Here is a 25,675-nt window from a genome sequence, read left to right on the forward strand (position 1 = left end):
TGGGGACCGCCTCCCGCGACGCAGGCATCCGCGCCCCGTCACGAGGAGACGGCGTCGCCGCCGTCGCGCACACCGGCATCGCGACGCAGCTGCCTGCGGTCCTGCCAGCGCCGAGGGCGCGGAACCGTCTGCCAGAGCGCGTCGGGAGGACCGGACACCGGTGGCTCGGCGCCCCCGCGCCAGCTCCCCGACGACACGTACTTGACCATCACGTTGAGCACCGCGGCGAACGGTACCGCGAAGAGCGCGCCGGGGATGCCTGCCAGCAGAGATCCCGCCGCGACCACAAGCACGACGGCGAGCGGATGCACTTTCACGGCCGATCCCATGATCAGCGGCTGCAGCACGTGACCCTCGATCTGCTGCACCGCAAGAACGCCGGCCAGCATGACGATGGCGGCCACCCACCCGTTGTAGACAAGTGCGACGACGACGGCGAGCGCGCCGGTGATCACGGCACCCACGATCGGGATGAACGATCCGAGGAACACGAGAACCGCGATGGGGATGACGAGCGGGAGCCCGAGGAAGAACGCGACGAGACCGATGCCGAGCGCGTCGATCGACGCAACGAGCACCTGCACGCGGGCAAAGCTCGTCAGGGTGACCCAACCGGCCCTGCCCGCGCCATCGGCGGCTGCCCGTGCGCGCCGCGGGAACATGCGCACGATCCACGACCAGATGCCCTTGCCGTCGATCAGGATGAACAGGGTGCTAAACGCGGTCAGGAGGGCGCCGGTGAGCACGTGGCCCAGCGTCGAGCCGATCGACAAGGCCCCGGAGATGAGCACCTTGCTGTCCTGCTGCAGCGCCTTGACCGCCTGGGCGAGGTAGTCGTCGATCTGCCTGTCGCTGAGTTCGAGCGGCGGCGCGTGCAGCCACGCCCTGAAGCCGTCGAACGCCTGCATGCTGCGCAGCTGCAGGCCGTGCGCCTCGGCGCGGATCTGCAGCACGACGAGCACGACGAGACCGCCCACCACGACCAGCACGGCGACCAACGCCACCACGATGCCGATCCACCGCTGCCAGCCGCGGCGCACGAGGAAATCGACGAAGGGCACGAGCAGCGCCGCAAGCAGCACGGCGACGAGCACCGGAATCACGATCAGGCGCAACTGCACGATGAGAAAGACGACGACGGCGATGACCGCCCCGATCAGCAGCAGCCGCCACGACCAGGCGGCGGCAACGCGTACTCCTCGTGGAATGGACTCTTCGACGCTCACGTCGGTGGGATGGTTCGGCTCAGTCGGTCGGGCCATCGGGTCAGTCTATTTGCCCTTGCTGACCGTTCGTCCCGGTCTGGCGGCACGGTGAGTACAGGCACATCCGAGGTGTCGGCGAATGCCGGAAAGCGGCGGTGTCGGCGGATGCCGGTAGCCTCGCCGGGTGGCATCCTCGGCTCGTCTTCCAACGCTCTCCCCTGCGCTCGCGCGGCGCATCGCCTTGGCCGCACAGGGCTTTGGGAGGCCGCGCCCCGCCGTGGCGGGAACGCGTCAGTTGAACGGCCTCATCGACCGGCTCGGGCTGCTGCAGATCGATTCGGTGAACGTGTTCGAGCGCAGCCATTACCTGCCGGTCTTCGCGAGGCTCGGCTCGTACGACAAGAGCCTTCTCGACGCCCTCACGATGGCGCCGAGGGCCAGCCATACGGAATACGTGGCGCACGAGGCGGCCTTCGTGCGCCGCGAGGACAGGCCCCTATTTCGCTGGCGTATGGACGCTATGCGAGCCCGCTACGGGCCGGGAACGGATGACTGGACCCATGATCGCGATCGCACGGCACGTTGGCTGCTTGCCGAACTCGCGGCCAATGGTCCGATGGCCGCGAGCGAGATCGAGCACGAAGAGAACGTGCGCCGAGGGCCGTGGTGGGGCTGGTCCGAGGTGAAGCGAACCCTCGAAATGCTCTTCAGATTCGGCGATGTCGCCATCGCGGGTCGGAACAGATTCGAGCGCAGGTATGCGCTGCCTGAGCAGATGTTCCCGTCCGCGGTCCTGGAGTCGAGGCTCGATGAGGCCGACGCCGTGCTCGAGCTCGTGCGCCGGTCGGTGCGGGCCCTCGGCATCGGCACTGTCGGCGACATCGCCGACTACTACCGGCTGAAGTCGGTGCCGACCAAGGCAGCGCTTCGCGACCTCGAAGACGCCGGCGAGGTGAGCCGGGTGGCGGTGGCCGGGTGGGAGAGCGCGGGGAGACCGGCAGAGGCGTGGCTGGCCACCGATGCCAGGAAGCCGCGTGAGATGCAGGCATCCGCTCTGCTCTCGCCGTTCGACCCCATCGTCTGGGAACGCTCCCGCGCTCTCAGGATGTTCGGGCTCGACTACCGCATCGAGATCTACACGCCGGCACCCAAGCGTGTGTACGGCTACTACGTGCTCCCCGTGCTGCAAGACGACAAGATCGTCGCCAGGGTCGACCTCAAGAGCGACCGCAAGAACGGTGTGCTCTTCGTGCAATCCGCGTGGGCGGAGGCAGATGCGGATGCCGACACGCCGCTTCGCCTTGCCGCGCTGCTCCGAGAGGCCGCCGAGTGGCAGGGCCTGTCGGCGGTCGATGTGAAAGAGCACGGCACGTTGGCGGGTCCACTAGCCTCAGCGGTGGCAGCGCTGTAGCCGGGGCGCGCACGCCTGGCAACTCCACCCGAGCGAGACCCCCCGGGCGAGCTCTCCGGGGCGAACCGCCCAGCCCGAACCGCCCGGCCTGCAGCTCTGTCTAGCCGCGACCGTCGTAGTCGGGCTCGAGCGGCGGTTGGGTCCGCTCGATGGCCACGACCGTCGGGTCGTTCTCGTCGGCGCCGTAGTCCGAGGGCCGTGTGGTGTCGCTCGTATCCCTCACCTTGAAGAGGCGTAGCACCAGCGTGACCACGGTGGCGACGACCGCGTTCAGCACGAATGCCGAGATGCCGATGTACACGGGCGTCGCGGTGAACGGGAACGGGGCGATGGAGCCGCCGAAGTGCGCATGCGTCGCGGGGTTGATCACGTTGTATGCCGCGATCGTGCCGTAAAGGATGCCGACAGCCCATCCCGCGAACAGCGCCCACTTGTTGAACCATCGCGTGTAGAGCCCAGCCACGATCGCTGGGAACGTCTGCAGAATCCAGATTCCGCCGAGGAGCTGAAGGTTGATGGCCGAGGACTGATCCATGCCGAGCACGAAGACGAGTGCACCGACCTTGACGATCAGGGAGACCAGCTTCGACACGTTCGCCTCGTGCTTGGGCGTCGCGTTCTTCTTGAACAGGTCGCGATAGATGTTGCGGGTGAACAGGTTGGACGCCGCGATCGACATGATCGCAGCGGGCACCAGCGCGCCGATCGCGATGGCCGCCAGCGCGATGCCGCTGAACCACGACGGGAAGGAGTCGAGGAACAGCTGAGGCACCACCAGTTGCGCGTTGATCGCTCCGTTGGTGTCGATGGGCTGCGTGCCCGCCTTGATGGCCACGAACCCGAGCAGTGCCAGGAATCCGAGCAGCAGGGAGTAGAGCGGCAGCACCATGGCATTGCGCCTGATGGTGTTACGGCTCTTGGTGGAGAGCACACCGGTGATCGAGTGCGGGTACATGAAGAGGGCCATGGCGCTGCCGAGCGCCAGCGTCCAGTACGCGTTGAAGCTCGCGGCGCCGGGGATCACGGCGCCGAACGGGGAACCGGTCGCCGGGTTGGTGGCCGTGAGCTTCTTCTCCGCCGCACCGAAGATGCCCTCCCACCCGCCGAAGTGGGCGGGCAGATAGGCGATCGCGACGATGATCGCGATGTAGATGAGGACATCCTTGACGATCGCGATGAGCGCCGGCGCCCGGAGGCCGCCCGTGTACGTGTAGGCCGCGAGCACGACGAACGCGATGATCAGAGGCAGATCGGCCATGAACGGGTTGGTGTTCGAGCCGAGCCCGAGCACCGTCAGCACGGCTTTGATCCCGACCAGCTGCAGGGCGATGTACGGCATGGTCGCGATGATGCCCGTGAGGGCGACGGCCACCGAGAGCCACCGGCTGCCGTAGCGTCCGCCCACGAAGTCGGCCGGGGTGACGTAACCGTGCCTGTGCGAGACGGACCAGAGCCTCGACATCAGCAGGAACACGATCGGGTACAGCACGATGGTGTACGGCACGGCGAAGAATCCGCTGACGGCGCCGGATGCCCACATCGCGGCAGGCACCGCAACGAACGTGTACGCGGTGTAGAGGTCGCCGCCGAGCAGGAACCAGGTGACCCAGGTTCCGAAGCCGCGTCCGCCGAGGCCCCATTCGTCGAGGGTGTTGAGTCCACGAGCGCTCGGGTCGGTGCGCCAGCGGGACGCCAGGAAGCCGATCACCGCGACGACCACGAAGAGCACGATCACGACGATGAGCGCGATCCAGTTGACGGGCCGGTTGCCGTGGGCATCGGGTGCGGCGGCGATGACGTGGCCGGCGAGCCCGTTGCCGGCGAGCGAGAGGAGATTCGTGGTCATCGGTCCGCCCTCCTCGAGTCAGGGCCGTGGCCGGTGTTCGCGGCTCCCCCGTTCTCACCGCGCACCTCTGCGCGCCGACGGCGGTCCTCCTTGCGGATGACGAGGTAGGCGATGCCGAGCAGGCCGGCGGCGATGAACACCCACAGCAGCTGGTACCAGTAGAAGAACGGGATGCCCCACAGCGCCGGCTCGGCGAATGCGTACAGGGGCACAAGCAACGGCATGATGATCGCCAGAGCGATCAGGATGCCTGCGATCACGTACGGACCGGGCCTTGCCGGTCCTCGCGTCGGCACATCGGGATCAGACACCTTCGTCTCCTCGGCACTCCCCCACCCCCCGTTTCGGGGGCGGCGCAGAGACCACCTTTCACCCGACGGTCAGTTCACGTCAAGGGGGTTTCCAGCAACGTCGGTTGTGGCAGCAGTGCTGCAGACACCGGCCGGAGACCAGCACGCGTCAGAACTGGCTGCCCATCTTCTGCAGCCTGGCGATGCGATCCGCGATCGGAGGATGCGTCGAGAAGAGCCGGCCCATCAGGCTCGGCTTGAGCGGATTCGAGATCCAGAGATGCGCCATGGCTGAGTTCTGCCTGCGCATAGGTCGCCCGTACTCCTCGAGCTTGGCCAGCGCGCTCGCGAGCTCGTCGGGGTTGCGCGTGGTCATGGCGCTCGTGGCGTCTGCGAGGTACTCGCGCTGCCGCGAGATGGCCAGCTGCACCAGCGATGCCACGAGCGGCGCGACGATGAGGGCGATGAGCCCGAAGACCAGCAACACGGGGTTACCGCCCCCGCCGCCGTTGTTGTTGCGGTTGTTGCCGCCGAATCCGCCGAACAGCGTCATGCGCAAGAGGATGTCGGCCACGAATCCGATCGCGACGGTCAGACCGAACACGATCATCGACACCCGGATGTCGTAGTTGCGCACGTGGCCCAGCTCGTGAGCGATGACGCCCTCCAGTTCGGCGTCATCCATGATGTCGAGCAGTCCGGTCGTTGCGGCGACGACGGCATGCTGCGGGTCTCGGCCCGTGGCGAAGGCGTTCGGCGCCGGATCGCCCACGATGTACACCTTCGGCATGGGCATGCCGGTGGCTATGGACAGGTTCTCGACCGTGTTCCAGAGCCTCGGGTTGTCTGACTTCTGAATCTCGATCGCCCCGGACGCCGCGACCGCTTGGCCGGATGCCGCGTAGTACTGGAACAGGGCGTACAGCGACGCGATCACGAGCGTCACGATCACGATCGCGACGTTGTGGTAGATCGCAGCAGCCAGCCAGCCCAGCAGGCCGATGATGACGATGAAGAACAGGAAGATGAAGACGGTGTTCCGCTTGTTCGCGGCGATCGCCCTGTACATAGACGGGTGCCCTGCGTTCTGCCTGAAGCTCGGGTTCGGGTGGTGGGGCTAGAACTGCACGCGCGGCGGCTCGGCGATCGCGTTCGCGTCGGCGACCTCGAAGAAGTCGCGTGAGTTGAAGCCGAGACGCTTGGCGAAGATGTTGTTCGGGAACACCTTTATCTTGGTGTTGAACTCCCGGACTCCTCCGTTGTAGAAGCGCCTCGCCGCCTGGATCTTGTCTTCGGTGTCGACCAGATCGGACTGCAGGCGCAGGAAGTTCTGGCTCGCCTGCAGCTGCGGGTATGCCTCGGCGACCGCGAAGATGCTGCGCAACGCCTGCTGAATGTGGTTCTCGGCAGCGGATGCCTCGGCCGGCCCGCTCGCGGACAGCGTCTCGGCGCGCGCCTTCGTCACGTCTTCGAAGACGGTCTTCTCGTGCGACGCGTAGCCCTTCACCGTTTCGATGAGGTTCGGGATGAGGTCGGCACGACGCTTCAGCTGCACCGTGATGTCGCTCCACGCCTCGTCCACTCGCACGTTGAGCGTCACAAGCGAGTTGTAGGTCGCCCAGAAGTAGATGCCGATGATCACCAGAATCACGACGATGATGATGACGGGGATCAGCCATTCCATGGCGGGCTACTCCTTGCGAGCGAGTGTGGGCGCGTGTCGTGAGGACACCCGGTCATCCTACCCGGCAGCGAACAACGCCCTGCTTCTTCCCAAGACACTCGAAGCTAGACCGTGGGAGGCGCACAGCGACCGGAAGGGACCGCCCCGAGAACCGACCTGAGATACCTGTTCTCGAAGACACCGGTCGGATCGAACCGGTCTCGCGCTGCGACGAAGTCATCGAAGCGCGGGTAGGCCGGGCGCAGGTCTTCCGCGGTACGCGTGTGCATCTTGCCCCAGTGCGGGCGTCCATCGTACGAACGCATGATCGCCTCGACGGCCGCGAAGTACTCGGCAGGGTCTTCCCTGAAGTAGCGGTGCACGGCGACGTAGCCGGTGTCGCGGCCGTACGCCGTCGACATCCAGTTCTCGTCAGCGGCGGCCGAGCGCACTTCGACGGGGAACGAGATGCGCCACCCTCGCTCACGGATGAGCTCGTCGACCTCACGCACCGCGTCAGGCACCGCGGCGCGCGGCACCGCATACTCCATCTCCCGGAACCGCACCGACCTGTCGCTGACGAAGACGCGGTGGGACATGTCGCTGTACTCGCCGTTGCCCATGAGCCTGCCGGCGAGACGATTCACCGGAGGCACAAGGGGCGGCACCATCGTGCCGAGCGCGCAGATGGCGCGGTAGGCGCCGTTCGCCACGAGCTCGTCGCCGACCCATGCGCCGAAGCGAGATCTCGGATGCCGTTCCACGTCGATCGGCAGTCTCGTGTTGGTCTTCGTGACGGCCGTGTCGGTGTGCGGGAACCAGTAGAACTCGAAGTGGTCGTCGCGTTCCGAGCGGTCCAGGTAGGCATCCAGCACGTCGCCGAGCCGCTCAGAGCGCTCCACCGCGTGCAGCAGGAATGCGGGCACGCACTGGATGGTGACGTCGACGAGCACGCCCAGCGCGCCGAGGCCGAGGCGAACTGCGGGCAGCAGATCGGAGTTCTCGGTCTCGTTCACCGCGAGCAGAGACCCGTCGCCCGTCACGAGAGTCACGCCGACGATCTGCGTGGCCAGGCCGCCGAAGCGCCCGCCCGTGCCGTGCGTACCCGTCGAGGTCGCTCCCGCGATGGTCTGCCTGTCGATATCGCCCATGTTCTCCAGCGCGAGGCCGTACGGCTCGAGCAGCGCGGGCAGGCGGTACAGGTTCGTGCCGGCGCCCAGCGTCACCCGACCGGATGCCTCGTCCACGCGGATCACGCCGCTCAGCTCATGCAGGTCCAGCTGCACGCCTGGCGACACGGCGATGCCGGAGAAGCTGTGTCCGGCACCCACGGGCTTGACGTGCAAGCCGCGTTCGGCAGCCGCGACGACAGAGCGCTGGACGGCCGCGGCATCCTTCGGCCGCTCCACCCGGGCGGGCCGGATCTTCTCGCTGCGGCCCCAGTTGCGCCACACCGCTCCGGTGGCCGTCACAGGAACGCCTTTCCGTCACCCCGGTAGGTGGGCACAGCTCCGACCACTTCACCGCCCTCGACGAGCACGAACTCGTTGACGTGCTCGCTCAGTTCGCCCGATTTCGTGTGCCGGAACCACACGCGATCGCCGACTCGGAGACCCGCGGCGTTCGGTCCGCTCACCGGGGTCTGCACCTCTCCCGCCATCTCGCGTGGCACCATCCGCAGGCCCGTCGGCCACGCGATCGCGGGAAGACGGTCGACGCCGGGCGGCCCGGATGCCACCCATCCGCCGCCGAGAATGGTCGCGCTTCCGGGCTCCGCTTTGCGCACCACGTCGAGCGCGAAAGCGGCCGCTGGCGCCGGTGCGAAGGAGCGGTAGTTGTCGAACAGGTGGCCGCCGAGCAGCCCGCTTCCGGCACCGATCTCGGTGACAGAGGGATCGGCCGAGGTGAATTCGAGCGATCCGGTCCCGCCGCCGTTGACGAACTCGAGGTCGGCGATGCGTCGGACGGCCGCGACCGCTGCTGCCCGACGGTCGAGCAGCTCCGCCTTCGAGTTGCGCTGCATCCAGCGCACGGTCGCTCCGTAGGCGGGGCGGCCGATCGGGGCATCCCCCTGGCCCGCGATCTGGGCCTCGTAGGCCATCATGCCCACGAGAGTGAAGCCGTGCCTGCCGACGATCTCGCCCGCCAGGTCCGTTGCGGCGTCCGGTGTGTGCACCGGCGAGCGGAAGACCCCGATGCGTCCGGCCGGTCCGTACCAGGAGGCATCCAACTCGATGGCGACCCGGATGCTCTCCCTCTCCCCCGGCGCAACGACGTCGTCGACGAGGTCGAGGTGGGCGACGGAGTCGACCATGAGGGTCACGCGCGCTGCGAGTTCGGGCGTTGTCGCCAGGCGGCGGATCGCGGTTCGGTTCGCGGTCGGATAGCCGACGACGACGTCTTCGACCGGGGCGTGCTGAGCGTCTCCCTCCGCCAGCCACAGCGCCTCGGGCAGTGAGTAGGCGAGCACTCCGCGGAAGCCCGGGATGGCGAGCGCCGCCTCCACGACCGAACGCACGCGTACGGACTTCGACGCGATGCGGATAGGTGTGCCTGCCGCGCGCCGCACCATGTCGTGCGCGTTAGCCCTCAGCGCGTCGAGTTCGATGACCGCGAGGGGCGCGTCGAGGTGGCGGGTGCTGGCCGTCAGCGAGGGCCAGTAGAGGGCGGCATTGCCCCACCGCCGCATTGATGCGGCGGGAGGAAGGGTCAGATCCATTGTGGCCGTCATCACCGCACCGACTTCACTCTGGCGACGGCGAGAGCACCCGCGAACGCGAACACGGCACCCATGATGAAGAGCCCGGTGAAACCCGCGACGAATACGAGGAGCGCTCCGAGCAGCGGGGCGGCGGCCTGCGGCACAGCGGTTGCGATGTTCATGATGCCGAGGTCTTTGCCGCGCGTCTCGGGGTCGGGAAGCACCTGCGTCGCGAGTGCCTGGTCGACGGCGAGGAAGCATCCGTATCCGAGACCCAGGAGGCCCGCGGCCACCATGGCCACGCTGAACATGGGCACGAAGGCGAGCATGAGTGCGGCCAGAGCCTGCAGCGTCGACGACAGGAACACGAACGCCTTGCGCCTGCCCAGCACGTCGGACAGCTTTCCCAGCACGAGTGCGGCGACGATGACGAACACCATGTAGATGAGCACGAGCAGGATGAGGTCATCTTGCGCGTGCTTGTCACCCAGTCCGAATTCGAGGAAGTAGAGCAACAGGCTCGTGCCGAACGCGTTGCCGAAGTTGACGAGGATGCGGCTGAGCAGCGTCCATCCGAAGTCCGGGTAGCGCTTGGGGCTGATCCAGAGCGAGTCGATCATGCCGCGCATCGACCAGGGCTGGCGCTGCTCGGGTGAGAGCACGGCATCCGGAATGAAGAGGAACGGGATCACGAGCACCAGTAGCAGCACCGCCATCGCGGCGTAGCCGAGAAAGGTGCCGAGCGAGAGCATCGTGACGAGAAGGATGCCTGCGATGATGCCGACCGCCTGTGGGGCCGAAAGCCAGCCGGAGACGTAACCGCGCTGATCGACCGGAACCTGGTCGCTGATCGTGGCCGTCAGAGCAGCGGTGAGCACGCAGAATCCGGTGAGGGCGAGACACCAGAACACGCCGATGCCGACCATGGTCGTCTGCACGCCGAGCACCAGCAGCGATAGTGCGAAGATCAGCGCTCCGGCGGCGATCCACGGCCTGCGTCTGCCGAACCGGCTCGTCGTGCGGTCCGAGAGTGCACCCGTGACCGGGAACGCGACGATGGCGCACAGCGCCGAGATCCCCGAGATGATGCCGAACGCCATCACGTTCTGCACCCAGTCGTCCGTCTTGAGCTGGTCCTGGATCTGTGCGGGCAACAGCAGTTGCACAGGGGTGAGTTGCGCCATCCACACGCCGAACCAGGCGAGCGCGAAGGCGGCGATCCATCGCCCGCCCACCCGGCGCACCGGCTCGGCGAAGACAGCGACGGTGATCGGGGCCCCGTCGGCCGTTGCGTTGTCCGCAGTCATGTGCGGTCTCCCGTCTCGGGCATTGCTGATGTCTGCGACTCTGCGGCCGCGTGCTCGCCGAGCAGCTCGTCTGCCGCCAGCGGCTCGCTCAGGCCCGCGAGGGCATCCGCCGCGAAGTCGATCAAACGGTGGGCTGCGGCGTCGTCTCGGGTGGCGAGCCAGGTGAACGTGAGGCCGTCGGTGATTCCGACGAGCGTGCGAGCGATCTCCTCGACGGGACGGGTCCACCGTGCGTGCACGAGGTCGGCCGCTGCATCGAGCGACGCGACGGCGAGGGCGAAGTAGCTTTCGTACTGCAGGCGGGCGAGCTGCTGCGCTCCCGGCGTGCGCTGCGCGTACTGGGCGAGCTCGAACATGGCGCGCTCGTGATCCGGATCGGCGACGACTCCCGAGAAGTAGTGCTCCAGGCCGCCTCTGAGCGCTTCACGCATGTCGCCGGGAACGGATGCCGGTGCCATCGCGGGCAGGATCGAGCGCTCCTCCTGCTCCACGACGTGCTTCACCACCTCGCGCATGAGCTCGTCCCGAGACTCGAAGGCGTAGTGGAAGGATGCCTGCGGCATCCCAGCCTCGGCCGAGATGGCCCTGGTGGTGGCCGCCGCCATGCCCTCACGCGCGATGACGCGCAGCGCGGCCAGAACGAGCGCCGCTCGCCGCTCGGACACGGACATGCGCGCCATGCGTCCCTCCATCGGGCCGAAGTGGGTCAGTTGACCAAGTATGCACGATGGGCGGCGCGATGCACTAGAGCGAGTGCCCCCACATACAGTGCCCCCGCTGGGACTCGAACCGCCCCACCGCCCCTCCACCCGCCGCGCGAAGCCCAGGAAGCGCATTCATGCAGCAGCGCGGCGCGCGGAGCCTCCAGCGGCGGGGACCCCCTAAGCCTGCGTCTCGCCCAGACCACGGCACTGTGTGGCGGCGTGGACACGCCCCCACACAGTGCCCCCGCTGGGACTCGAACCCAGACTGAAGCGATTTTAAGTCGCCTGCCTCTGCCGATTGGGCTACGGGGGCGCGCTGGAGCTAAGAGAAAAGGGCCGGTGGGCCTGTTCCGCGACGCCAGCGCCACGGGAGCTACGCTCACGCGGTCACACGACATTACCCGGGCTTTCTGTGCCCTGTCAGCCTGAGCGAGCCACGCTCGCGAAGCTACACGATCCCGGCGCACGACATCGGAACCATCGCCCAGCTGTTGGCTCGGGTCTGAGCCAGGACGCACGCCCACAGCGCAGACCCGTGACATGCAGAACGGCCGCACGGGAGCATCCCACGCGGCCGTTCTGCTACGTCGTTCAGCTTCCGACGGATGCCTTCGCCGGCTTCTTGTCGTCCCCCGCCTTGACTGCGGGCGCTGCATCCGCCTTGGGTGCGGATGCCTCGACCTGCGGCTTCGGACGGGCCGCGAACTCCTCGAAGGCGGCTCGCGGCTGCTGAACCTTGGACAGCGACACGTTGTCGCGCCCCAGCCAGAAGTCGAGCCACCAGTCGCCGAGCACGCGCCACTTGCGCTCCCAGCTCGGCATGGCCAGCCCGTGGTAGCCGCGGTGCATGAACCAGGCGATCAGACCCTTGATGGCGATCTTGCGCCACTGGTACACACCGATGCCCAGGCCGAGACCCGCAACCGCACCGAGCGGCTTGTGGAAGTAGTCCCTGACGCCCTCGCCGCGAAGCGTCGCGACGATGTTCTTGGCCAGGAGCTTCGCCTGGCGCACGGCGTGCTGAGCGTTCGGCACGCAGAAGCCGCCGACACCGAACCCGGAGAGGTCGGGCACGGCGGCGACGTCGCCGCATGCCCACGCGTCCGCCACGACGTCTTCGCCGTCTGTGGTGATGCGGAGGTCGGCGCGCGTCTTCACCCGGCCGCGCTCCTCGATCGGAAGATCGGTGTGACGCACGATCTGCGGCGTGGCCATGACGCCTGCGGTCCAGACGATGAGGTCGGACTCGAAGCTCTCACCGGTGCTCAGCTGCACCACGCCGTCGACCGCGCTCTGCAGCTGGGTCTCGAGGTGAATCTGGGCGCCACGCTCTGCCAGGTTCTTGATCACCCAGTGGCTGGTCTCCAGCGAAACCTCGGGCATGATGCGGCCCATCGCCTCGATGAGGTGGAAGTGGGTCTCATCGAACGTGATCTCGGGGTACTGCTTCAGAAGGGCACTTGCGAAGGCTCGCAGTTCGGCGAAGACCTCGATGCCCGCGAAGCCGCCGCCGACGACGACGAACGTCAGGAGACGCTCACGCTCGGGGCCGGCCGGCAGCGTCGCGGCCTTGGCGAAGTTGTCGAGCACGCGGTCGCGGATGGCGATCGCCTCTTCGATGTTCTTGAGGCCGATGGCCTGGTCTGCGACGCCCGGAATGGGGAACGTACGGCTGACGGCACCGGCCGTGACGATCACCTGGTCGTACTCGAACTCCCAGGGTTCACCGATGGCCGGCGTGATGGTCGCCTTCTTCTCGGCGTGGTTCACGTACGTCACCTTGGCTGTGATCACCTTGGTGTGCTTGAGGTGGCGACGGTGCGAGACGACGGCATGCCTCGGCTCGATCTCACCGGCGGCGACCTCGGGAAGGAACGGCTGGTACGTCATGTAGGGCAGCGGGTCGACGAGGGTGACCTCTGCCTCGCCCTTGCGCAGCCACTTCTCGAGTTTCCAAGCCGTGTAGAAACCGGCGTAACCGCCGCCGACGATCAGGATTTTGGGCACAGTGCAGCGTCTCCTTGAAACGAAAAGTATGCGTCCAATCTACCGCACGGGGTAGTCAGCACATTCACAGCGGTCCGGCGACCAGTCACCACGCTCCAGCGCGAGATCGCCGATCGGATTCACGCCCGGCCCGGCCGCGAGCGCGTGCGCGGCGAGCGCGTGCAGGCATTTGACGCGTGTCGGCATGCCGCCTGCGGAGAATCCGGCGATCTCCTCGACGTGGTCGATGCGGTCACGGTCGGCGAGGTACGCGACGTGGGCCCGCTGGTAGGTCGCGCGCAATTCTTCGTCATCTTCGAGCATCCCGCTCAGCTCGGCCATGACGCCGGATGCCTCCAGCCTCGACATGGCAGCGGTGGCAGCAGGATGGCTGAGGTAGTAGAGCGTGGGGAAGGGCGTGCCGTCAGGCAGGCGTGGCGCCGTGGCAACGACCGTGGGAGCACCGCACACGCAGCGCGCCGCTATGCCGATGACGCCGCGCGCAGGCCGGCCGAGCTGGGCCGACACGATGTCGATGTCGCGCTGCGACACCGGATCGAACGGTGGTGTGGTCATGTGGTCACTTCGAGAGCTGGTCAGCGGTCCGGTCTGTCAGACCCGCCGTGAGGAACGATCCAGCGATCGAGGTGAGCCAGTTGGACTTCGTGGCCTGGATGCTCGAACTCACCGGTCCGTCATCCTTCTTGGGTGCCGGCGGGCGATCGTCGATCACAAGATAGCTGGTCTCCCCCGGCATCACGAACAGCAGGCGCTGCCTGGCCTGCGCCTTGATGTAATCAGGGTCGCTCCAGTTCGCGACCTGCTTGTTCAGGTCGGTCACCTGCTTGGCGGTGTCTGCGTTGCTCTGTTCGAGCCGGGCGATCTCGTGCTGCTGATCGACGTAGAGATGCAGAGTCGGCGCGATGACGAGAACACCCATCACGACGAGGCCGAGCATGACCAGGCTGAACCAGGAGAAGCGGATGCCACGCAGCCACTTCGCGGTGGCGCGACGGTTCGAGGCGGGCATGCTTCCAGACTGCCGCATGCCCGCCGCGAACCCGGTGAGCTACGCCGTGAAGCGCGGGAAGGCGCCTCGTCCCGCGTAGACGGCCGCGCTGTCGAGCTCCTCTTCGATGCGCAGAAGCTGGTTGTACTTGGCCACGCGCTCGCTGCGAGCGGGGGCGCCGCTCTTGATCTGGCCGGAGTTCACGGCGACGACGAGATCGGCGATGGTGGTGTCCTCGGTTTCGCCCGAGCGGTGCGAGAACATCGTGGTGTACCCGGAACGGTGGGCAAGCGCGACCGCGTCGAGCGTCTCGGTCAGCGTGCCGATCTGGTTGACCTTGACGAGCAGCGAGTTCGCGACGCCGAGCTCGATGCCCCGTGCCAGGCGCTCGGGGTTGGTGACGAACAGGTCGTCGCCCACGAGCTGGATCTTGGAGCCGAGCTTCTCGGTGAGCAGGGCCCAGTTCTCCCAGTCGTCCTCAGCAAGCCCGTCCTCGATCGTCAGGATCGGGTAAGAGTCGACGAGGTCGGCGTAGTAGTCGATGAGCTCGGGAGCCGACCACTGCTTCTTGTCGAGCGTGTAGACGCCGTCCTCGAAGAATTCGGTCGCCGCGGCATCCAGCCCGAGAGCGATGTCGCTGCCCGGCGTGAAGCCGGCCTTCTCGATGGCCTTGACGAGGAAGTCGAGGCCTTCGCGGTTGCTGGGCAGGTCTGGGGCGAAGCCGCCCTCGTCACCGAGGCCGGTGCTGAAGCCTGCCGCCTTGAGCTCGGACTTGAGCACGTGGTAGGTCTCTGCACCCCATCGCAGCGCCTCGCGGAAGTCGGATGCTCCGATGGGCGCGAGGAAGAACTCCTGCATGTCGATGCCGTTGTCGGCGTGTTCGCCGCCGTTGATCACGTTGAACAGCGGAACGGGAAGCACGTGGGCGTTCGGCCCGCCGATGTAGCGGAAGAGCGGAAGGTCGGCTGCATCGGCCGCAGCACGGGCGACGGCGAGGCTCACGCCGAGGATGGCGTTGGCGCCCACCCGGCTCTTGTTCTCGGTGCCGTCCACCTCGATGAGTGCGGCATCGACCGCGCGCTGCTCCGAGGCCTCGAAACCCTCGATCGCCGGGCCTAGCTCATCGAGCACGGCGTCGACTGCCTTCTCGACGCCCTTGCCGCCGTAGCGGGACTTGTCGCCGTCGCGAAGTTCGTAGGCCTCGAAGGCGCCGGTGGATGCTCCGGACGGTACGGCGGCGCGAGCAACGGTGCCGTCTTCGAGCAGCACCTCGACCTCGACGGTCGGGTTACCGCGGGAATCCAGAATCTCGCGAGCGCCTACAGCCTCGATCAAAGCCACAACGATCTCCTTGTTCCAGTCAGAAAGGGGGGGTCGGGGCTGCACCGCCCCGGGAGTCGGACGAGCGTCCGCGCGCTCAGTCTAGACAGAGATCGGCCTTGCCCCCTCATTCCGGAACACGGCTGAGGCGCCTCGGCGGGTGTCGCCGGGGCGCCTCAGCCGCAGTCAGGTCTGTCAGACGCGCACTCCTCGACGCAGGGAGGGAATGAGGTAGACGCCCACGCAGATGGCGAGGAACGCGGCGTAGGCCGCGACGAACCACCAGAGTCCGTGCGTGTAGTCGCCGAACGTGGTCTTGGACGCACCGAGGATCTGCGGCACGATGAAGCCGCCGTATGCGCCGACGGCCGAGATGAGGCCGAGTGCGGCCGCCGCTGTGCGCTGCGCTCCGATCGTGCTGGCGCTGCCGGGCTGCGCACCCGACCGCGTCGCGAACACGCTGGGGATCATGCGATAGACCGCTCCGTTGCCGACGCCGCTGGCGAGGAACAACACGATGAAGAACACGAAGAACAGCACGAAGCTCTTGCTCGGGAGCGTCACGATGACGGCGACCGTCACGAGTCCCATCACCAGGAACGAGGCGCAGGCGACCACGGTGCCGCCCATTCGGTCGGCCAGGCGGCCGCCCAACGGACGTGAGAGGGAGCCGACGAGTGCGCCCATGAATGCGAGCGACACGACCGCCGTGCCCACGTGCAACGCGGAGAACTGCGGGAACTGGTCGGCGATGAGCTTGGGGAAGACACCGGAGAAGCCGATGAACGACCCGAAGGTGCCGATGTAGAGCACGGCGAGAACCCACATGTGCGGCTCCTTCAGTGCCGCCAAGGATGCCGCGACGTCGCTCTTGGCCCCAGACAGGTTGTTCATGCGCCAGGCGGCGCCGACCATCGCGATGACGATGAGCGGAATCCAGAACCAACCCGCGATCGGCAGGTTGACCGCTGTCGCGGCGGTCACGGTGATGAGGATGGGGACCAGGAACTGCGCCACGGATGCCCCGAGGTTGCCGCCCGCAGCGTTCAGGCCGAGCGCCCATCCCTTCTTACTGTGCGGATAGAAGAACGAGATGTTGGCCATGGAACTGGCGAAGTTGCCACCGCCGAAGCCGGCGAGGGCTGCAATCAACAGCATGACCGGGAATGGAGTGGCCGGATTCGACACAGCGATCGCCAGCGCCGTCGTGGGGATGAGCAGAAGCCCTGCGGACACGATGGTCCAGTTGCGTCCGCCGAACCTCGGCACCATGAACGTGTACGGAATGCGGAGCGTCGCCCCGACCAAGCTGGGTATGGAGATGAGCCAGAACACCTGACCATCGGTGAAATGGAACCCGGCGGCCGGCAGCGCGACGACCACGACGCTCCACAGCTGCCAGACGACGAAGCCGAGGAATTCGGCGAAGATCGACCATCTCAGGTTGCGGGCCGCTATTGCTTTGCCCTCAGCAGCCCATTGCGCCTGGTCTTCTGGGTTCCAGCCATCGATCCATCTGCCCGGACCGTACGTGAGGGCGCTGGTGGTCTCCGTGGCTGACGGCGGCGCCGACGCTACTGACGTGCTCAGGTCGTGATCGGCTTCTATGGGGGTGCCGGTCTGGGTGGAAGTCATGAAAGGTCCTCCTGCACTGACGATGCGGTCGACGGTAGGGCGTGCGCGTTTCCGCGATCGTCGCCCGCGGTATCTGCGTCGTAACGAAGGGCTCACGTGACTGAGGCGTGACCGTGAGGAGCGTGCAGCCAATGCACCGGCACGCTCGGCGAGGAGTGAAGGCCGTTAGCCTGACGACGTGGAAATGGAACGCATGGCGGCAGCGGCGGCAGCTCCGAGCATCGTGGCCAGAGTCATCACCGTGAGCGATCGCGCCGCCGCCGGCGCGCGCGAAGACCTGTCAGGGCCACTCGCTGTCAGCGCGCTACTGTCGGCCGGCTGCCACGTGGACTCCACCGTCATTCCCGACGGAGCGGACGAGGTCACGGAGGCCATTGCCGCGGCCGTCGCCTCGGGCGCCCGCCTCGTCGTGACCAGCGGCGGTACCGGTATCGGGCCGCGCGATCGCACTCCGGAAGGCACCAGGCCGCTGCTGGAACGCGAGCTGCCCGGCATCGCCGAGGCGCTGCGCAGGAACCCGTCGCCAGGCGCGCTGCTCTCCAGGGGCACCGCGGGCGTGGCGAGAGGTCCGCACGGCGGCGTGCTCGTGGTGAACCTGCCCGGTTCCACCGGCGGCGTCAGAGACGGGATGGCCCTGCTCGTTCCGCTGCTCTCGCACGCCATGGCACAGCTCGACGGCGGAGATCACCCGACGCGGGAGGCACCATGATCGTCGCCGCCAACATCACCCGGGAGAACATCGACCTCGGCAAGCACATCACGGCCGTGCGCAGCAGTCGCTGCGGTGCACTGGCGATTTTCGTCGGACAGGTGCGCGACCACGATCCGGATGCCGAGAGCGAGGTGGTCGCCCTCGAGTACTCGGCGCACCCGGACGCCGAAACGGTCCTTGCCGCCCTGCTCGACCGGGTCGTCGAGTCGGTCGCCGATCAGTCGGATCGCACGGGCGGAACGGACGAGATCCGGGTCGCCGCCACCCACCGCATCGGCAATCTGGAGGTCGGCGACGACGCCCTCGTCGTGACGGTTGCCGCTGCACATCGAGCGGAGGCGTTCGCCGTCTGCCGAGAGGTGGTCGAGGCGATCAAGGCGGAACTGCCGATCTGGAAGCGGCAGTGGGAACACGACGGCGGCTCGAGCTGGGTCGGGCTCTGAGCTCGACGGCAACGCGCCGGCGCTCGACGGCGCCACTTCGGTTCTAGCCGACGGAGCTCCGACCTCGAGGAGCGATCACCCGCCGGCGAAGGGCGGCAGTACGTCGACCAGGGCGTCGGGGGCCAGCCCGTGCGAGGCATCCGTCGTGCGTTCCCCGTCGATGAGGTAGCTCGACTTCGCAAGTACGCGTTGCAACTCTGGGCCGAAACGCTCTACCAACGCCGAGGTGAGGTCGCCGAGCCGTACCGCGTCGACCGTGGTCTCGTCGATTCCCGCCGCATCGGCGGCCGCCGCGAAGAATCGCACGGTCGCCATCACGAAGACCTCTGAGCGAGCAGTCGTGCCACGCGGCGCCATGCCTCGTCGGGCTCCAGGCCCCGCCCCACGGCGAGGCCGACGACGAACGCGCTGACCGGTGCGGCCGCCCGCGCGGTCGCATGGGCGACGTCGCGGGCGAGATCGAGCACGTCTGCGACGGGAACGTCCGAGGCGGGCACGCCGACCGCGTCCGCCAGCTCTGCGACCCAGCTCTCGAGGTCGGCCGGGGTGGTGTCGCTCATGGTCGCTCCTGTTCGTCGCGCTCGGTTCGGCGGCCGGTTGTGGCCGCTCCGTCAACTGTGGCACGCACGAGCTCGGCGTCAGCCCAGGTGTCGATGTCGAAGACCGCATCGGAGCCGTCGATTCGGATCAGGCGCAGGGTGCCGAGCGGCACACGGAGCGGCGCTGCCTCCACGGGTCTGCCCATGCTCTGGATGGCTGCGCGCAAAGCGCTGGTCCGGTAGACGCCCGCAAGCCACTGATCTCGCCCATCTCCGTCGACGAGCACGACTCCGTCGACGGGCTCGTCACGTGCGTCCGCAAGCATTCCGACCCGGGCATGCAACAGTTCACCGACTCTCTCGGCGAACGGCAGGTCTGCGGCAAGAACGAGCACGAGGGCCGCATCGACGAGTTCGAGGCCCGCGGCGAGCGCGGCGAGGGGACCGCCGAACGGGGGTTTCTCACGCGTGAAGCGCACGTCGGGCGTTAGGGCATCCGTCCCAGCTGCACGGTGCGCCGTCTCGTGAGGCCCCACGACGACGACCGCGCGAGCGCCCGCTCGATGACTGGCCGCGATGGCGTGGTCCAGAAGGCTCGTGCCGTCGACGACGAGCGCCGGCTTGTCGATTCCGCCGAGTCGGGATGCCCGCCCGCCAGCGAGCACGACTGCCGCCAGTTCGTCGATGGGCCGGCCGGTCCTGAGCGCCTGAGTACTCATCGCTGCTCGTCGCGCTGCCAGCTTCCTGACCTGCCGCCCGACTTCGCGACCAGCATGACCCGCTCGATGGTCACCGACCGATCGGTGCCCTTGACCATGTCGATGACGGCCAGTGCCGCGACCGAGACGGCGGTCAGCGCCTCCATCTCGACGCCCGTTCGGTCCGCCGTTCGCACGGTTGCCTCGAGCTCGACCCCGTCGTCCACGATGAGCACGTCGACGGATGCCCCGTGCACGCCGATCACGTGCGCCAGCGGGAGCAGCGCGGGCGTGCGCTTGGCCGCGGCGATGCCGGCGATCCTCGCCATCGCGAGAACGTCGCCCTTGGGCACGGTCCCGTCTCGCAAGGCGGCCACCACGTGCGCGGCGCAGCGCACGAAGCCGCGTGCCGTTGCGCTTCGCACGGTGGGGACCTTCTCGGTGACGTCGACCATGTGCACGTGGCCGCTTGCGTCGAGGTGGCTGAATTCGTTCATTCGAACAGCATGACGGCGATCCGGTCGCCTGCGCGAACCTCGGCCACTTCTGCCGGCACGATCCCGAAACCGTCGGCAGCCCCGAGGCGCCCGATGAGGTGGGACGCGCTGCCGCGGTCGTTGGCGGGCCGCACCAGCAACGCACCGCCGGAGCGCTGCGTCGCGACAGGAAGGTACTGCCGCCTCGCCGGCGGCGTTCGCCACCCCACCTCGGCTACGGCCTGCTCGACGGCGGCTTCCGGTCGCAACCCCTGGAGGGCACGCAGCAGAGGCAGCACGAAGACGTGGAACGACACGGCCACGCTGACCGGGTTGCCGGGCAGTCCGAACACCGGCACACCATCGAGGCGCCCGAAGGCCTGTGGCTTGCCCGGCTGCATGGCCACGTTCACCCGTCGAAGGTCGAGGCGTCCCACCGGGTCGTGAGCGCCCGGTCCCACTCCACCGGTCAGCAGCACGACATCGACGGGAGATCGCAGCACGTCGTGAAGAACCGATTCGAGTTCGCCTGATGCGTCGCCTACCCGCGAGCGATGCACGACGGTGCATCCCGCCTCGGTCAGGAGCCCAACGACAAGCGGCCCGTTCGAGTCGTACACGGCGCCGCGCCTCAGTTCTCCGCCCGCCTCCACGAGCTCGTCCCCCGTTGTGACGACGGCAACCAGGGGACGTCGTGTCACCCTGACGTCAGCCGCACCGGATGCCGCGATGCCGGCGATATCGAAGGCGGTAAGGCGCCTTCCCGCGGTCGCCACGACGCCGCTGACCTCGAGATCCTCTCCGGCACGACGGATGTTCGCGCCCACTGCGGCCTGCTCGTCGAGCCGAACCGGATCGGCTCCCCAGTCGTGTTCCACGGTGCGTTCGATCGGCACGACCGTGTCGGCGTCGGTGGGGAGCGCCGCGCCCGTCATGATGCGCACAGCCGCGCCGACCGGTATCCGCGGATCGACACTGCTGCCCGCCGAGACCTCGCCGACAACCCGCAGTGCGACGGGTGCTGTCGCCGTGGCATTCGCGGCGTCGGCGCTGCGCAGCGCGTACCCGTCCATGGCCGAGTTGTCGAAAGGCGGCGACGGTGCCGTCGCGACCACGTCGGCCGCAAGCACCCGGCCGAGCGCCTGCCCGACCGGCACGCGCTCATGGGTCAGCGGGCGGGCATCCTTAAGCACGTGCGCGAGGTGCTGCTCGACCGTGATCATGCGGTCGCCCAGGCGTGCATGCCGCCATCCAGAACGCTCACCGGATAGCCGTCTGCGACAAGCGCCTGTGCGGCGGCCTCGGCTCGCGCGTGCCGCAGGCAGTACACGACGATCGGGCGGCCGTCGGGGATGCCGCGGCGCTCCCCGCTCAGCACATCGGCGAGGGGCACGCGAAGTGCGCCGGGAATGGTGCCTGAGGCGTGCTCGTACGGCTCGCGCACATCCAGGACCACTGGCGGTGCAGGCTCGGAGAGCATGGCGCGCAGAACATCGGCCGTCACCCGCGGAACGCGCGCCCGACCCGCCGCCGTCTCCGTTGCCGGCCCGACGGGAGCACTCTGCGCGGGCACAGGTCTGAGTCGCACCTCGCGCTGCCGCCAGGTGCGGGCGTCGATGTCGAGCAGGCGACCGAGCAGCGGTTCGCCTATGCCCGTGATGAGCTTGACCGCCTCACCCGCCATGATCGAGCCGACCTGCCCGCACAATGGCCCGAAGACGCCGGCCGTCTCGCAACTCGCGCCGTCGTCGCCCGGGCTCCCGAAGACATCCGATTGGCGTACGCCTGCGCCCAGGGGCGGGTCTGCCCAGAACACGGTCACCTGAGCATGGAAACCGAGCACTGCTGCCCAGACCACGGGGATGCCAAGGCTCGCGCAGGCACCGTCGATGACCGCGCGCGTGTCGAACGTGTCGGAGCCGTCGAGCACGAGGTCGTAACCGGAGAGCACGTCGCGGGCATTGCCAGCGTCCAGACGCAGCTCGTGACTGCGCACGTCCACGGCCGGATTCAGTTCTCGTGCCCGTTCCGCGGCGCTCCAGGCCTTCGAGCGCCCCAGCGCCGCCGTGCCATGCGCCACCTGACGCTGCAGGTTCGTCGGTTCGACGACATCGTCGTCGACGATGCCGATGGTTCCCACGCCGGCGGCCGCGAGGTACAGGATGGCCGGCGAGCCGAGGCCACCCGCCCCGACCACGCACACCTTTGCGTTGGCGAGCCGTCGCTGGCCAAGGCCGCCGACCTCGGGCAGACGGCTCTGACGCGAGACGCGCAGAGCCTCGGCGGGCGATAGTTCGGGCCCAGGCGGAACGAGGGGCGGCAACGGCATGCGACCACGGTAATCGACGTCGCCGTCGCGTGCTCCAGCCGCGGTGGCGCCGGGCGCACCCCTACTTCATGGTGCCCTGCGCCACCGACCCCTGCAGCTGCCGCTGGAAGAAGACATAGATGACCAGGACGGGGATGACCGTGATCACGACCGCGGCGTACAGTGCGCCGAAGTCCACGGAGTAGCCGGCCTGCGACGCGAACTGCGCCATGCCCTGCGTCAGCACGTAGTTGCTCTGGTCGGAGTTCAGTGCCACGGGCAGCAGGAACTGGTTCCACAGCCCGAGGAAGTTGAAGATCGCGACGGCCGCCATGCCAGGCGTGGCCATGGGCAGCATGACCTGGAAGAACGTGCGCCATTCGCTCGCGCCGTCCACCTGCGCCGCCTCGTAGATCTCGTCGGGCAGCCCCTGGAAGAACGAGTACAGGAAGAACACGGTGAACGGCAGCGCGAACGCCACGTAGGTCAGGATCAAGCCCGGCAGCGTGTTGAGCAGCCCGATCCCCTGCAGGATCTTGAACAACGGCACGATCGCGAGGAACGGCGGGAACGTGAGGCCGGCCAGCATCAGGTAGTAGATGGCGCGCGCTCCGAAGAACTTGAACCGTGCAAGCACGTAGGCGCACATGGCTCCGAGGATCATCACGATGACCAGCGCGCACCCCACGACGATGAGCGTGTTCACGAAGTAGTTGCCGATGCCCGATCCGTTCCAGGCGTTCACGTAGTTCGTGAAATCGAGCTTCGCCGGAAGACTGAACGGACTCTGCAGGATCTGCTTCGTCGTCTTGAACGACGACATGAAGACCCAGAGCAGCGGAATGCCGACGATCAGCGACCACGCGACCAGCAGAACGTGCGACGCGGCCCCGACGGCGATGTCGCCTCCGCCCAGCTTCTGCTTGTTCCGCGCGGGCCTCAACCCGGCCGTGCCGCTCGTGACGGTCGGCGCCGTGGTCGTCATGATCTTCCCTTCTCTTGCCGGCCCTTGCTGAGCCGGTTCACGGCGAAGACGATCGCCGCGAACAGCAACGTGATCGCCGCCAGAACGACGCCCATGGCGGTCGCGTAGCCGAACTGTCCCTTGCGGAACGCCGTGTTGAACAGGTCCTGGCTGATCACCAGAGTGCTGTTGGCAGGTCCGCCGGCGTTCGGGAACAGTGCCGACATGTAGACGAACGAGTCGAGAGCCGCGATGCCCAGATAGATGTAGGCGGTCTGGATGTTGTCGCGGATGGACGGGATCGTGATCGAGATCGCCGTGCGGAACCGTCCGGCGCCGTCGAGGCGGACCGCCTCGTAGATCTCGGCAGGGATGCTCTTGATCGACGCGACGAACAGCACCGTGTAGAACCCGATGAAGCCCCAGATGATGACGAACATCGACGCCGGCATGGCGGTGGCCACCTGGCCCAGCCACGCGAAGTTCGTGAACTGCTGCAGTCCGATCGCGGTGAGGAATCCGTTCAGCAGGCCCGAGCTCGGGTCGTAGACCTCGGCCCAGATGAGACCGATCACGATGGCCGGGATGCAGTACGGGAAGAACGACACCGTGCGGTAGAAGCCCGAGCCCTTGACACCGCGGATCTGGCCCTTGCTCGGACCCGCGACCGTGACGACGCTCGCGAGGATGAGGGCCACGACGATCGTCACCAGCGGAACGATCACACCGAGCAGGATGCAGTTCAGAACCGCGTGCACGAACGTGTCGTCTTGCGCCAGGTTCACGAAGTTCTTGAACCCGATGAAGTTCATCGTCGGCGAGAAGCCGCCCCAGTCGGTGAGCGAGTAGTAGAGCGCCTGGACGAACGGGAAGATGACGAAGATCAGGAAGATCGCGAGCGGCAGGATCAGGAACACCGCCATGAAGCTGATCCGGTCGAACGTCCACCTGCCCGTGCGGCGACGCCCGGGGGGCGGCGGTGCGAGCCGCCCCCTGGTCGTCGTAGTGCTGTTTGGAACGGTCACTTGGATGCCGCGGCCTTGTCCGAGATCGCCTGCATCTGCTGCGTCAGCTGTGCGGCCGTGGCCTGCCCGGACAGGAACGAGTTCCAGATCACGAGCTGGTCGGTGTTGAGGCCGTAGAGGCTGGCGAACTCCCAGTCGAAGATGTTCGTGCCTGCGGCGTCGAGCATCTTCGTCTGCGACACGAGAGCCGTCGACCCGAACCCGTCGGAGGGCACGAGGCCCTTGACGATCGTCGGAGCCAGGCGGGTCTTCGAGAAGTTCGTCGCAGCATCCTTGGAGAGCATGGCGCGCAGGATCTCCTTGCCGCCCGCCACGTTCTTGCCCTGAGAGGGCACGATGTACGGCTCACCCGCAGCAGCCCGCAGAGCTGCGTATGGCAGCTTCGGGCTGTTGGTGACGGTGGGCTCGGGAGCCCCGGTCATCTTGAAGTTGGTCGCTGTGGCCTTCTTCATCTCGTTCTCGATCCAGCCGCCGGACGGGTAGAGAATGGCCTGCTGGTCATTGCTCCACTTCGCCTGTGCCGCCGTGAACTGGGTTCCGGCGCCACCAGGCACGAAGTATCCGGCCGCAACGATCTTCTCAAGCGCGGAGAAGACATCCTGGATCGGCTTCTGCGACCAGGCGTTCTTCTCCAGGTTGTTGACCGCTTTCATGACATCGAGGCCGCCCTCCTTGATGGCGGAGTCGAGTGCCATCGTGAGGTAGTAGGTCGCAGCCTCCTTGCCCCACACGAACAGGTACTTGCCCTTGGCCTTGGCCTTGGCGCCTAGGTCGAGCGCCTCGTCCCAGGTCTTCGGCGGGGTCCAGCCGTTCTCTTCGAACAGCGAGGCCGAGTACCAGATCGCGTACACCGTCATCACGTAGTTCATCGCGACGAACTTGTTGCTGAAGGTGCCAGGGGTCTTCACACCCGGGTAGAGCGTGTCGGTGATCTTCTTGCCCTCGTAGTTGTTCGCCTCGAACACGTCGTCGAGGGTCTCGAGGCTCTTCAGAATGGTGTTGAAGCCGATCTGGTTCGCACCCGAGTTGTCGATGAGGTCGGGCGGGTTGCCGCCGACGAAGCGCGGCTGCAGCGACTGCGCGATGTTCGTCTGCGGCGTGACCTTCGACTTGGTCTTCCACTTCTTGTCGACGAGGTTCGCCGCGAAGGTGACGTAGTCGTAGCCGTAGCCGCCGTTGAAGATCACGGCCTCGATGTTCGAGCTGTCCTTGATACCGAACGGGTTCGAGGCCGACTTCGTGCCGCCTCCACCTGTGCCGCCGCCGCTCGAACAAGACGCGAGCGAGACAGTGATCGGCACGGCGACGGCGGCGGCGAAAGCGCCGCGCAGGAACGTGCGCCGGTCCAGTCCTCTGTGTTCTGTGGTCATGGTAAGAGTCTTGCCTTTCCGTGTTTCTCGAATGTGTAGGTGGTGCGTCAGGTTCGACCGCCG

The 25,675-nt window shown here is 67.3% G+C and carries 26 protein-coding genes and 1 tRNA gene; 3 read left to right on the top strand and 24 right to left on the bottom strand.

What is annotated here, in order from left to right:
• Positions 1–38: 38 nt before the first annotated feature.
• Positions 39–1,262, bottom strand: coding sequence for an AI-2E family transporter (locus tag ACO2Q7_RS04645; RefSeq protein WP_423354452.1), 1,224 nt, complete (start codon positions 1,260–1,262; stop codon positions 39–41).
• 127 nt (positions 1,263–1,389) lie between these two features.
• On the opposite strand from ACO2Q7_RS04645, the gene ACO2Q7_RS04650 reads away from it, so the two are divergent.
• Positions 1,390–2,616 (top strand): winged helix-turn-helix domain-containing protein, encoded by a 1,227-nt coding sequence (locus ACO2Q7_RS04650; protein WP_423354453.1) that lies wholly within the window; start codon positions 1,390–1,392, stop codon positions 2,614–2,616.
• A 100-nt stretch (positions 2,617–2,716) separates the two neighbouring features.
• Here ACO2Q7_RS04650 and mctP read toward each other — a convergent pair whose 3' ends face one another.
• The 14 genes from mctP to ACO2Q7_RS04720 form a co-directional block, all read right to left on the bottom strand.
• Positions 2,717–4,462, bottom strand: a complete 1,746-nt coding sequence (gene mctP, locus ACO2Q7_RS04655; RefSeq protein WP_423354454.1) for a monocarboxylate uptake permease MctP — start codon at positions 4,460–4,462, stop codon at positions 2,717–2,719.
• Positions 4,459–4,773 (bottom strand): DUF3311 domain-containing protein, encoded by a 315-nt coding sequence (locus tag ACO2Q7_RS04660; protein WP_423354455.1) that lies wholly within the window; start codon positions 4,771–4,773, stop codon positions 4,459–4,461. Before ACO2Q7_RS04660 ends, mctP begins: the two co-directional genes overlap by 4 nt.
• A gap of 148 nt (positions 4,774–4,921) precedes the next feature.
• Positions 4,922–5,821: a M48 family metalloprotease gene (locus ACO2Q7_RS04665; protein ID WP_423354456.1), complete on the bottom strand. Its 900-nt coding sequence runs from the start codon at positions 5,819–5,821 to the stop codon at positions 4,922–4,924.
• 48 nt (positions 5,822–5,869) lie between these two features.
• Entirely contained in the window at positions 5,870–6,436 is a 567-nt protein-coding gene (locus ACO2Q7_RS04670) for a LemA family protein (protein WP_423354457.1), read from the bottom strand.
• Between the two features lie 104 nt (positions 6,437–6,540).
• Complete coding sequence (locus ACO2Q7_RS04675; protein ID WP_423354458.1) at positions 6,541–7,887, bottom strand: D-arabinono-1,4-lactone oxidase; 1,347 nt, start codon at positions 7,885–7,887, stop codon at positions 6,541–6,543.
• Positions 7,884–9,146 (bottom strand): alanine racemase, encoded by a 1,263-nt coding sequence (locus ACO2Q7_RS04680; RefSeq protein WP_423354459.1) that lies wholly within the window; start codon positions 9,144–9,146, stop codon positions 7,884–7,886. The genes ACO2Q7_RS04675 and ACO2Q7_RS04680 overlap by 4 nt, the downstream gene beginning before the upstream one ends.
• The gene (locus ACO2Q7_RS04685; protein WP_423354460.1) at positions 9,146–10,423 is read right to left on the bottom strand and encodes an MFS transporter; all 1,278 of its coding nucleotides are present in this window, start codon (positions 10,421–10,423) and stop codon (positions 9,146–9,148) included. The genes ACO2Q7_RS04680 and ACO2Q7_RS04685 overlap by 1 nt, the downstream gene beginning before the upstream one ends.
• Entirely contained in the window at positions 10,420–11,103 is a 684-nt protein-coding gene (locus tag ACO2Q7_RS04690; protein ID WP_423354461.1) for a TetR/AcrR family transcriptional regulator, read from the bottom strand. Before ACO2Q7_RS04690 ends, ACO2Q7_RS04685 begins: the two co-directional genes overlap by 4 nt.
• Before the next feature lie 263 nt (positions 11,104–11,366).
• Positions 11,367–11,440, bottom strand: a tRNA-Leu gene (locus ACO2Q7_RS04695).
• 278 nt (positions 11,441–11,718) lie between these two features.
• Positions 11,719–13,134 (bottom strand): NAD(P)/FAD-dependent oxidoreductase, encoded by a 1,416-nt coding sequence (locus ACO2Q7_RS04700; RefSeq protein ID WP_423354462.1) that lies wholly within the window; start codon positions 13,132–13,134, stop codon positions 11,719–11,721.
• Between the two features lie 39 nt (positions 13,135–13,173).
• Entirely contained in the window at positions 13,174–13,689 is a 516-nt protein-coding gene (locus ACO2Q7_RS04705; RefSeq protein ID WP_423354463.1) for a DUF501 domain-containing protein, read from the bottom strand.
• 4 nt (positions 13,690–13,693) lie between these two features.
• Positions 13,694–14,143, bottom strand: coding sequence for an FtsB family cell division protein (locus ACO2Q7_RS04710; RefSeq protein ID WP_423354464.1), 450 nt, complete (start codon positions 14,141–14,143; stop codon positions 13,694–13,696).
• 39 nt (positions 14,144–14,182) lie between these two features.
• On the bottom strand, positions 14,183–15,463 hold the full coding sequence (gene eno / locus ACO2Q7_RS04715; RefSeq protein WP_423354465.1) for a phosphopyruvate hydratase: 1,281 nt from the start codon (positions 15,461–15,463) through the stop codon (positions 14,183–14,185).
• Between the two features lie 174 nt (positions 15,464–15,637).
• Positions 15,638–17,077, bottom strand: coding sequence for an MFS transporter (locus tag ACO2Q7_RS04720; protein ID WP_423354466.1), 1,440 nt, complete (start codon positions 17,075–17,077; stop codon positions 15,638–15,640).
• 184 nt (positions 17,078–17,261) lie between these two features.
• Between ACO2Q7_RS04720 and ACO2Q7_RS04725 the strand changes: the two genes are divergently transcribed.
• On the top strand, positions 17,262–17,786 hold the full coding sequence (locus ACO2Q7_RS04725) for a MogA/MoaB family molybdenum cofactor biosynthesis protein (protein WP_423355963.1): 525 nt from the start codon (positions 17,262–17,264) through the stop codon (positions 17,784–17,786).
• Complete coding sequence (locus ACO2Q7_RS04730; protein ID WP_423354467.1) at positions 17,783–18,232, top strand: molybdenum cofactor biosynthesis protein MoaE; 450 nt, start codon at positions 17,783–17,785, stop codon at positions 18,230–18,232. Before ACO2Q7_RS04725 ends, ACO2Q7_RS04730 begins: the two co-directional genes overlap by 4 nt.
• A gap of 75 nt (positions 18,233–18,307) precedes the next feature.
• Here the strand turns inward: ACO2Q7_RS04730 and ACO2Q7_RS04735 are convergent, their stop codons facing one another.
• The 9 genes from ACO2Q7_RS04735 to ngcE all read right to left on the bottom strand — a co-directional run bounded on the left by ACO2Q7_RS04735 (position 18,308) and on the right by ngcE (position 25,612).
• Positions 18,308–18,547, bottom strand: coding sequence for a MoaD/ThiS family protein (locus ACO2Q7_RS04735; RefSeq protein WP_423354468.1), 240 nt, complete (start codon positions 18,545–18,547; stop codon positions 18,308–18,310).
• On the bottom strand, positions 18,547–18,792 hold the full coding sequence (locus tag ACO2Q7_RS04740) for a DUF6457 domain-containing protein (protein WP_423354469.1): 246 nt from the start codon (positions 18,790–18,792) through the stop codon (positions 18,547–18,549). The genes ACO2Q7_RS04735 and ACO2Q7_RS04740 overlap by 1 nt, the downstream gene beginning before the upstream one ends.
• Positions 18,789–19,490, bottom strand: a complete 702-nt coding sequence (gene mobA / locus ACO2Q7_RS04745; protein WP_423354470.1) for a molybdenum cofactor guanylyltransferase — start codon at positions 19,488–19,490, stop codon at positions 18,789–18,791. The genes ACO2Q7_RS04740 and mobA overlap by 4 nt, the downstream gene beginning before the upstream one ends.
• Positions 19,487–19,966 carry a cyclic pyranopterin monophosphate synthase MoaC gene (gene moaC / locus ACO2Q7_RS04750; RefSeq protein WP_423354471.1) on the bottom strand — a complete coding sequence of 160 codons (480 nt, stop codon included), beginning with the start codon at positions 19,964–19,966 and terminating at the stop codon, positions 19,487–19,489. Before moaC ends, mobA begins: the two co-directional genes overlap by 4 nt.
• The gene (glp, locus tag ACO2Q7_RS04755; protein WP_423354472.1) at positions 19,963–21,168 is read right to left on the bottom strand and encodes a gephyrin-like molybdotransferase Glp; all 1,206 of its coding nucleotides are present in this window, start codon (positions 21,166–21,168) and stop codon (positions 19,963–19,965) included. The genes moaC and glp overlap by 4 nt, the downstream gene beginning before the upstream one ends.
• Positions 21,165–22,274, bottom strand: coding sequence for a ThiF family adenylyltransferase (locus tag ACO2Q7_RS04760; RefSeq protein ID WP_423354473.1), 1,110 nt, complete (start codon positions 22,272–22,274; stop codon positions 21,165–21,167). The genes glp and ACO2Q7_RS04760 overlap by 4 nt, the downstream gene beginning before the upstream one ends.
• A gap of 61 nt (positions 22,275–22,335) precedes the next feature.
• Positions 22,336–23,238 (bottom strand): carbohydrate ABC transporter permease, encoded by a 903-nt coding sequence (locus ACO2Q7_RS04765; RefSeq protein WP_423354474.1) that lies wholly within the window; start codon positions 23,236–23,238, stop codon positions 22,336–22,338.
• On the bottom strand, positions 23,235–24,140 hold the full coding sequence (locus tag ACO2Q7_RS04770) for a carbohydrate ABC transporter permease (protein ID WP_423354475.1): 906 nt from the start codon (positions 24,138–24,140) through the stop codon (positions 23,235–23,237). The genes ACO2Q7_RS04765 and ACO2Q7_RS04770 overlap by 4 nt, the downstream gene beginning before the upstream one ends.
• Before the next feature lie 98 nt (positions 24,141–24,238).
• Positions 24,239–25,612 (bottom strand): N-acetylglucosamine/diacetylchitobiose ABC transporter substrate-binding protein, encoded by a 1,374-nt coding sequence (gene ngcE, locus ACO2Q7_RS04775; protein WP_423354476.1) that lies wholly within the window; start codon positions 25,610–25,612, stop codon positions 24,239–24,241.
• Between the last annotated feature and the right edge of the window lie 63 nt (positions 25,613–25,675).

The organism is Rathayibacter sp. KR2-224 (genome assembly GCF_049446075.1).
Classification (GTDB): domain Bacteria; phylum Actinomycetota; class Actinomycetes; order Actinomycetales; family Microbacteriaceae; genus Humibacter.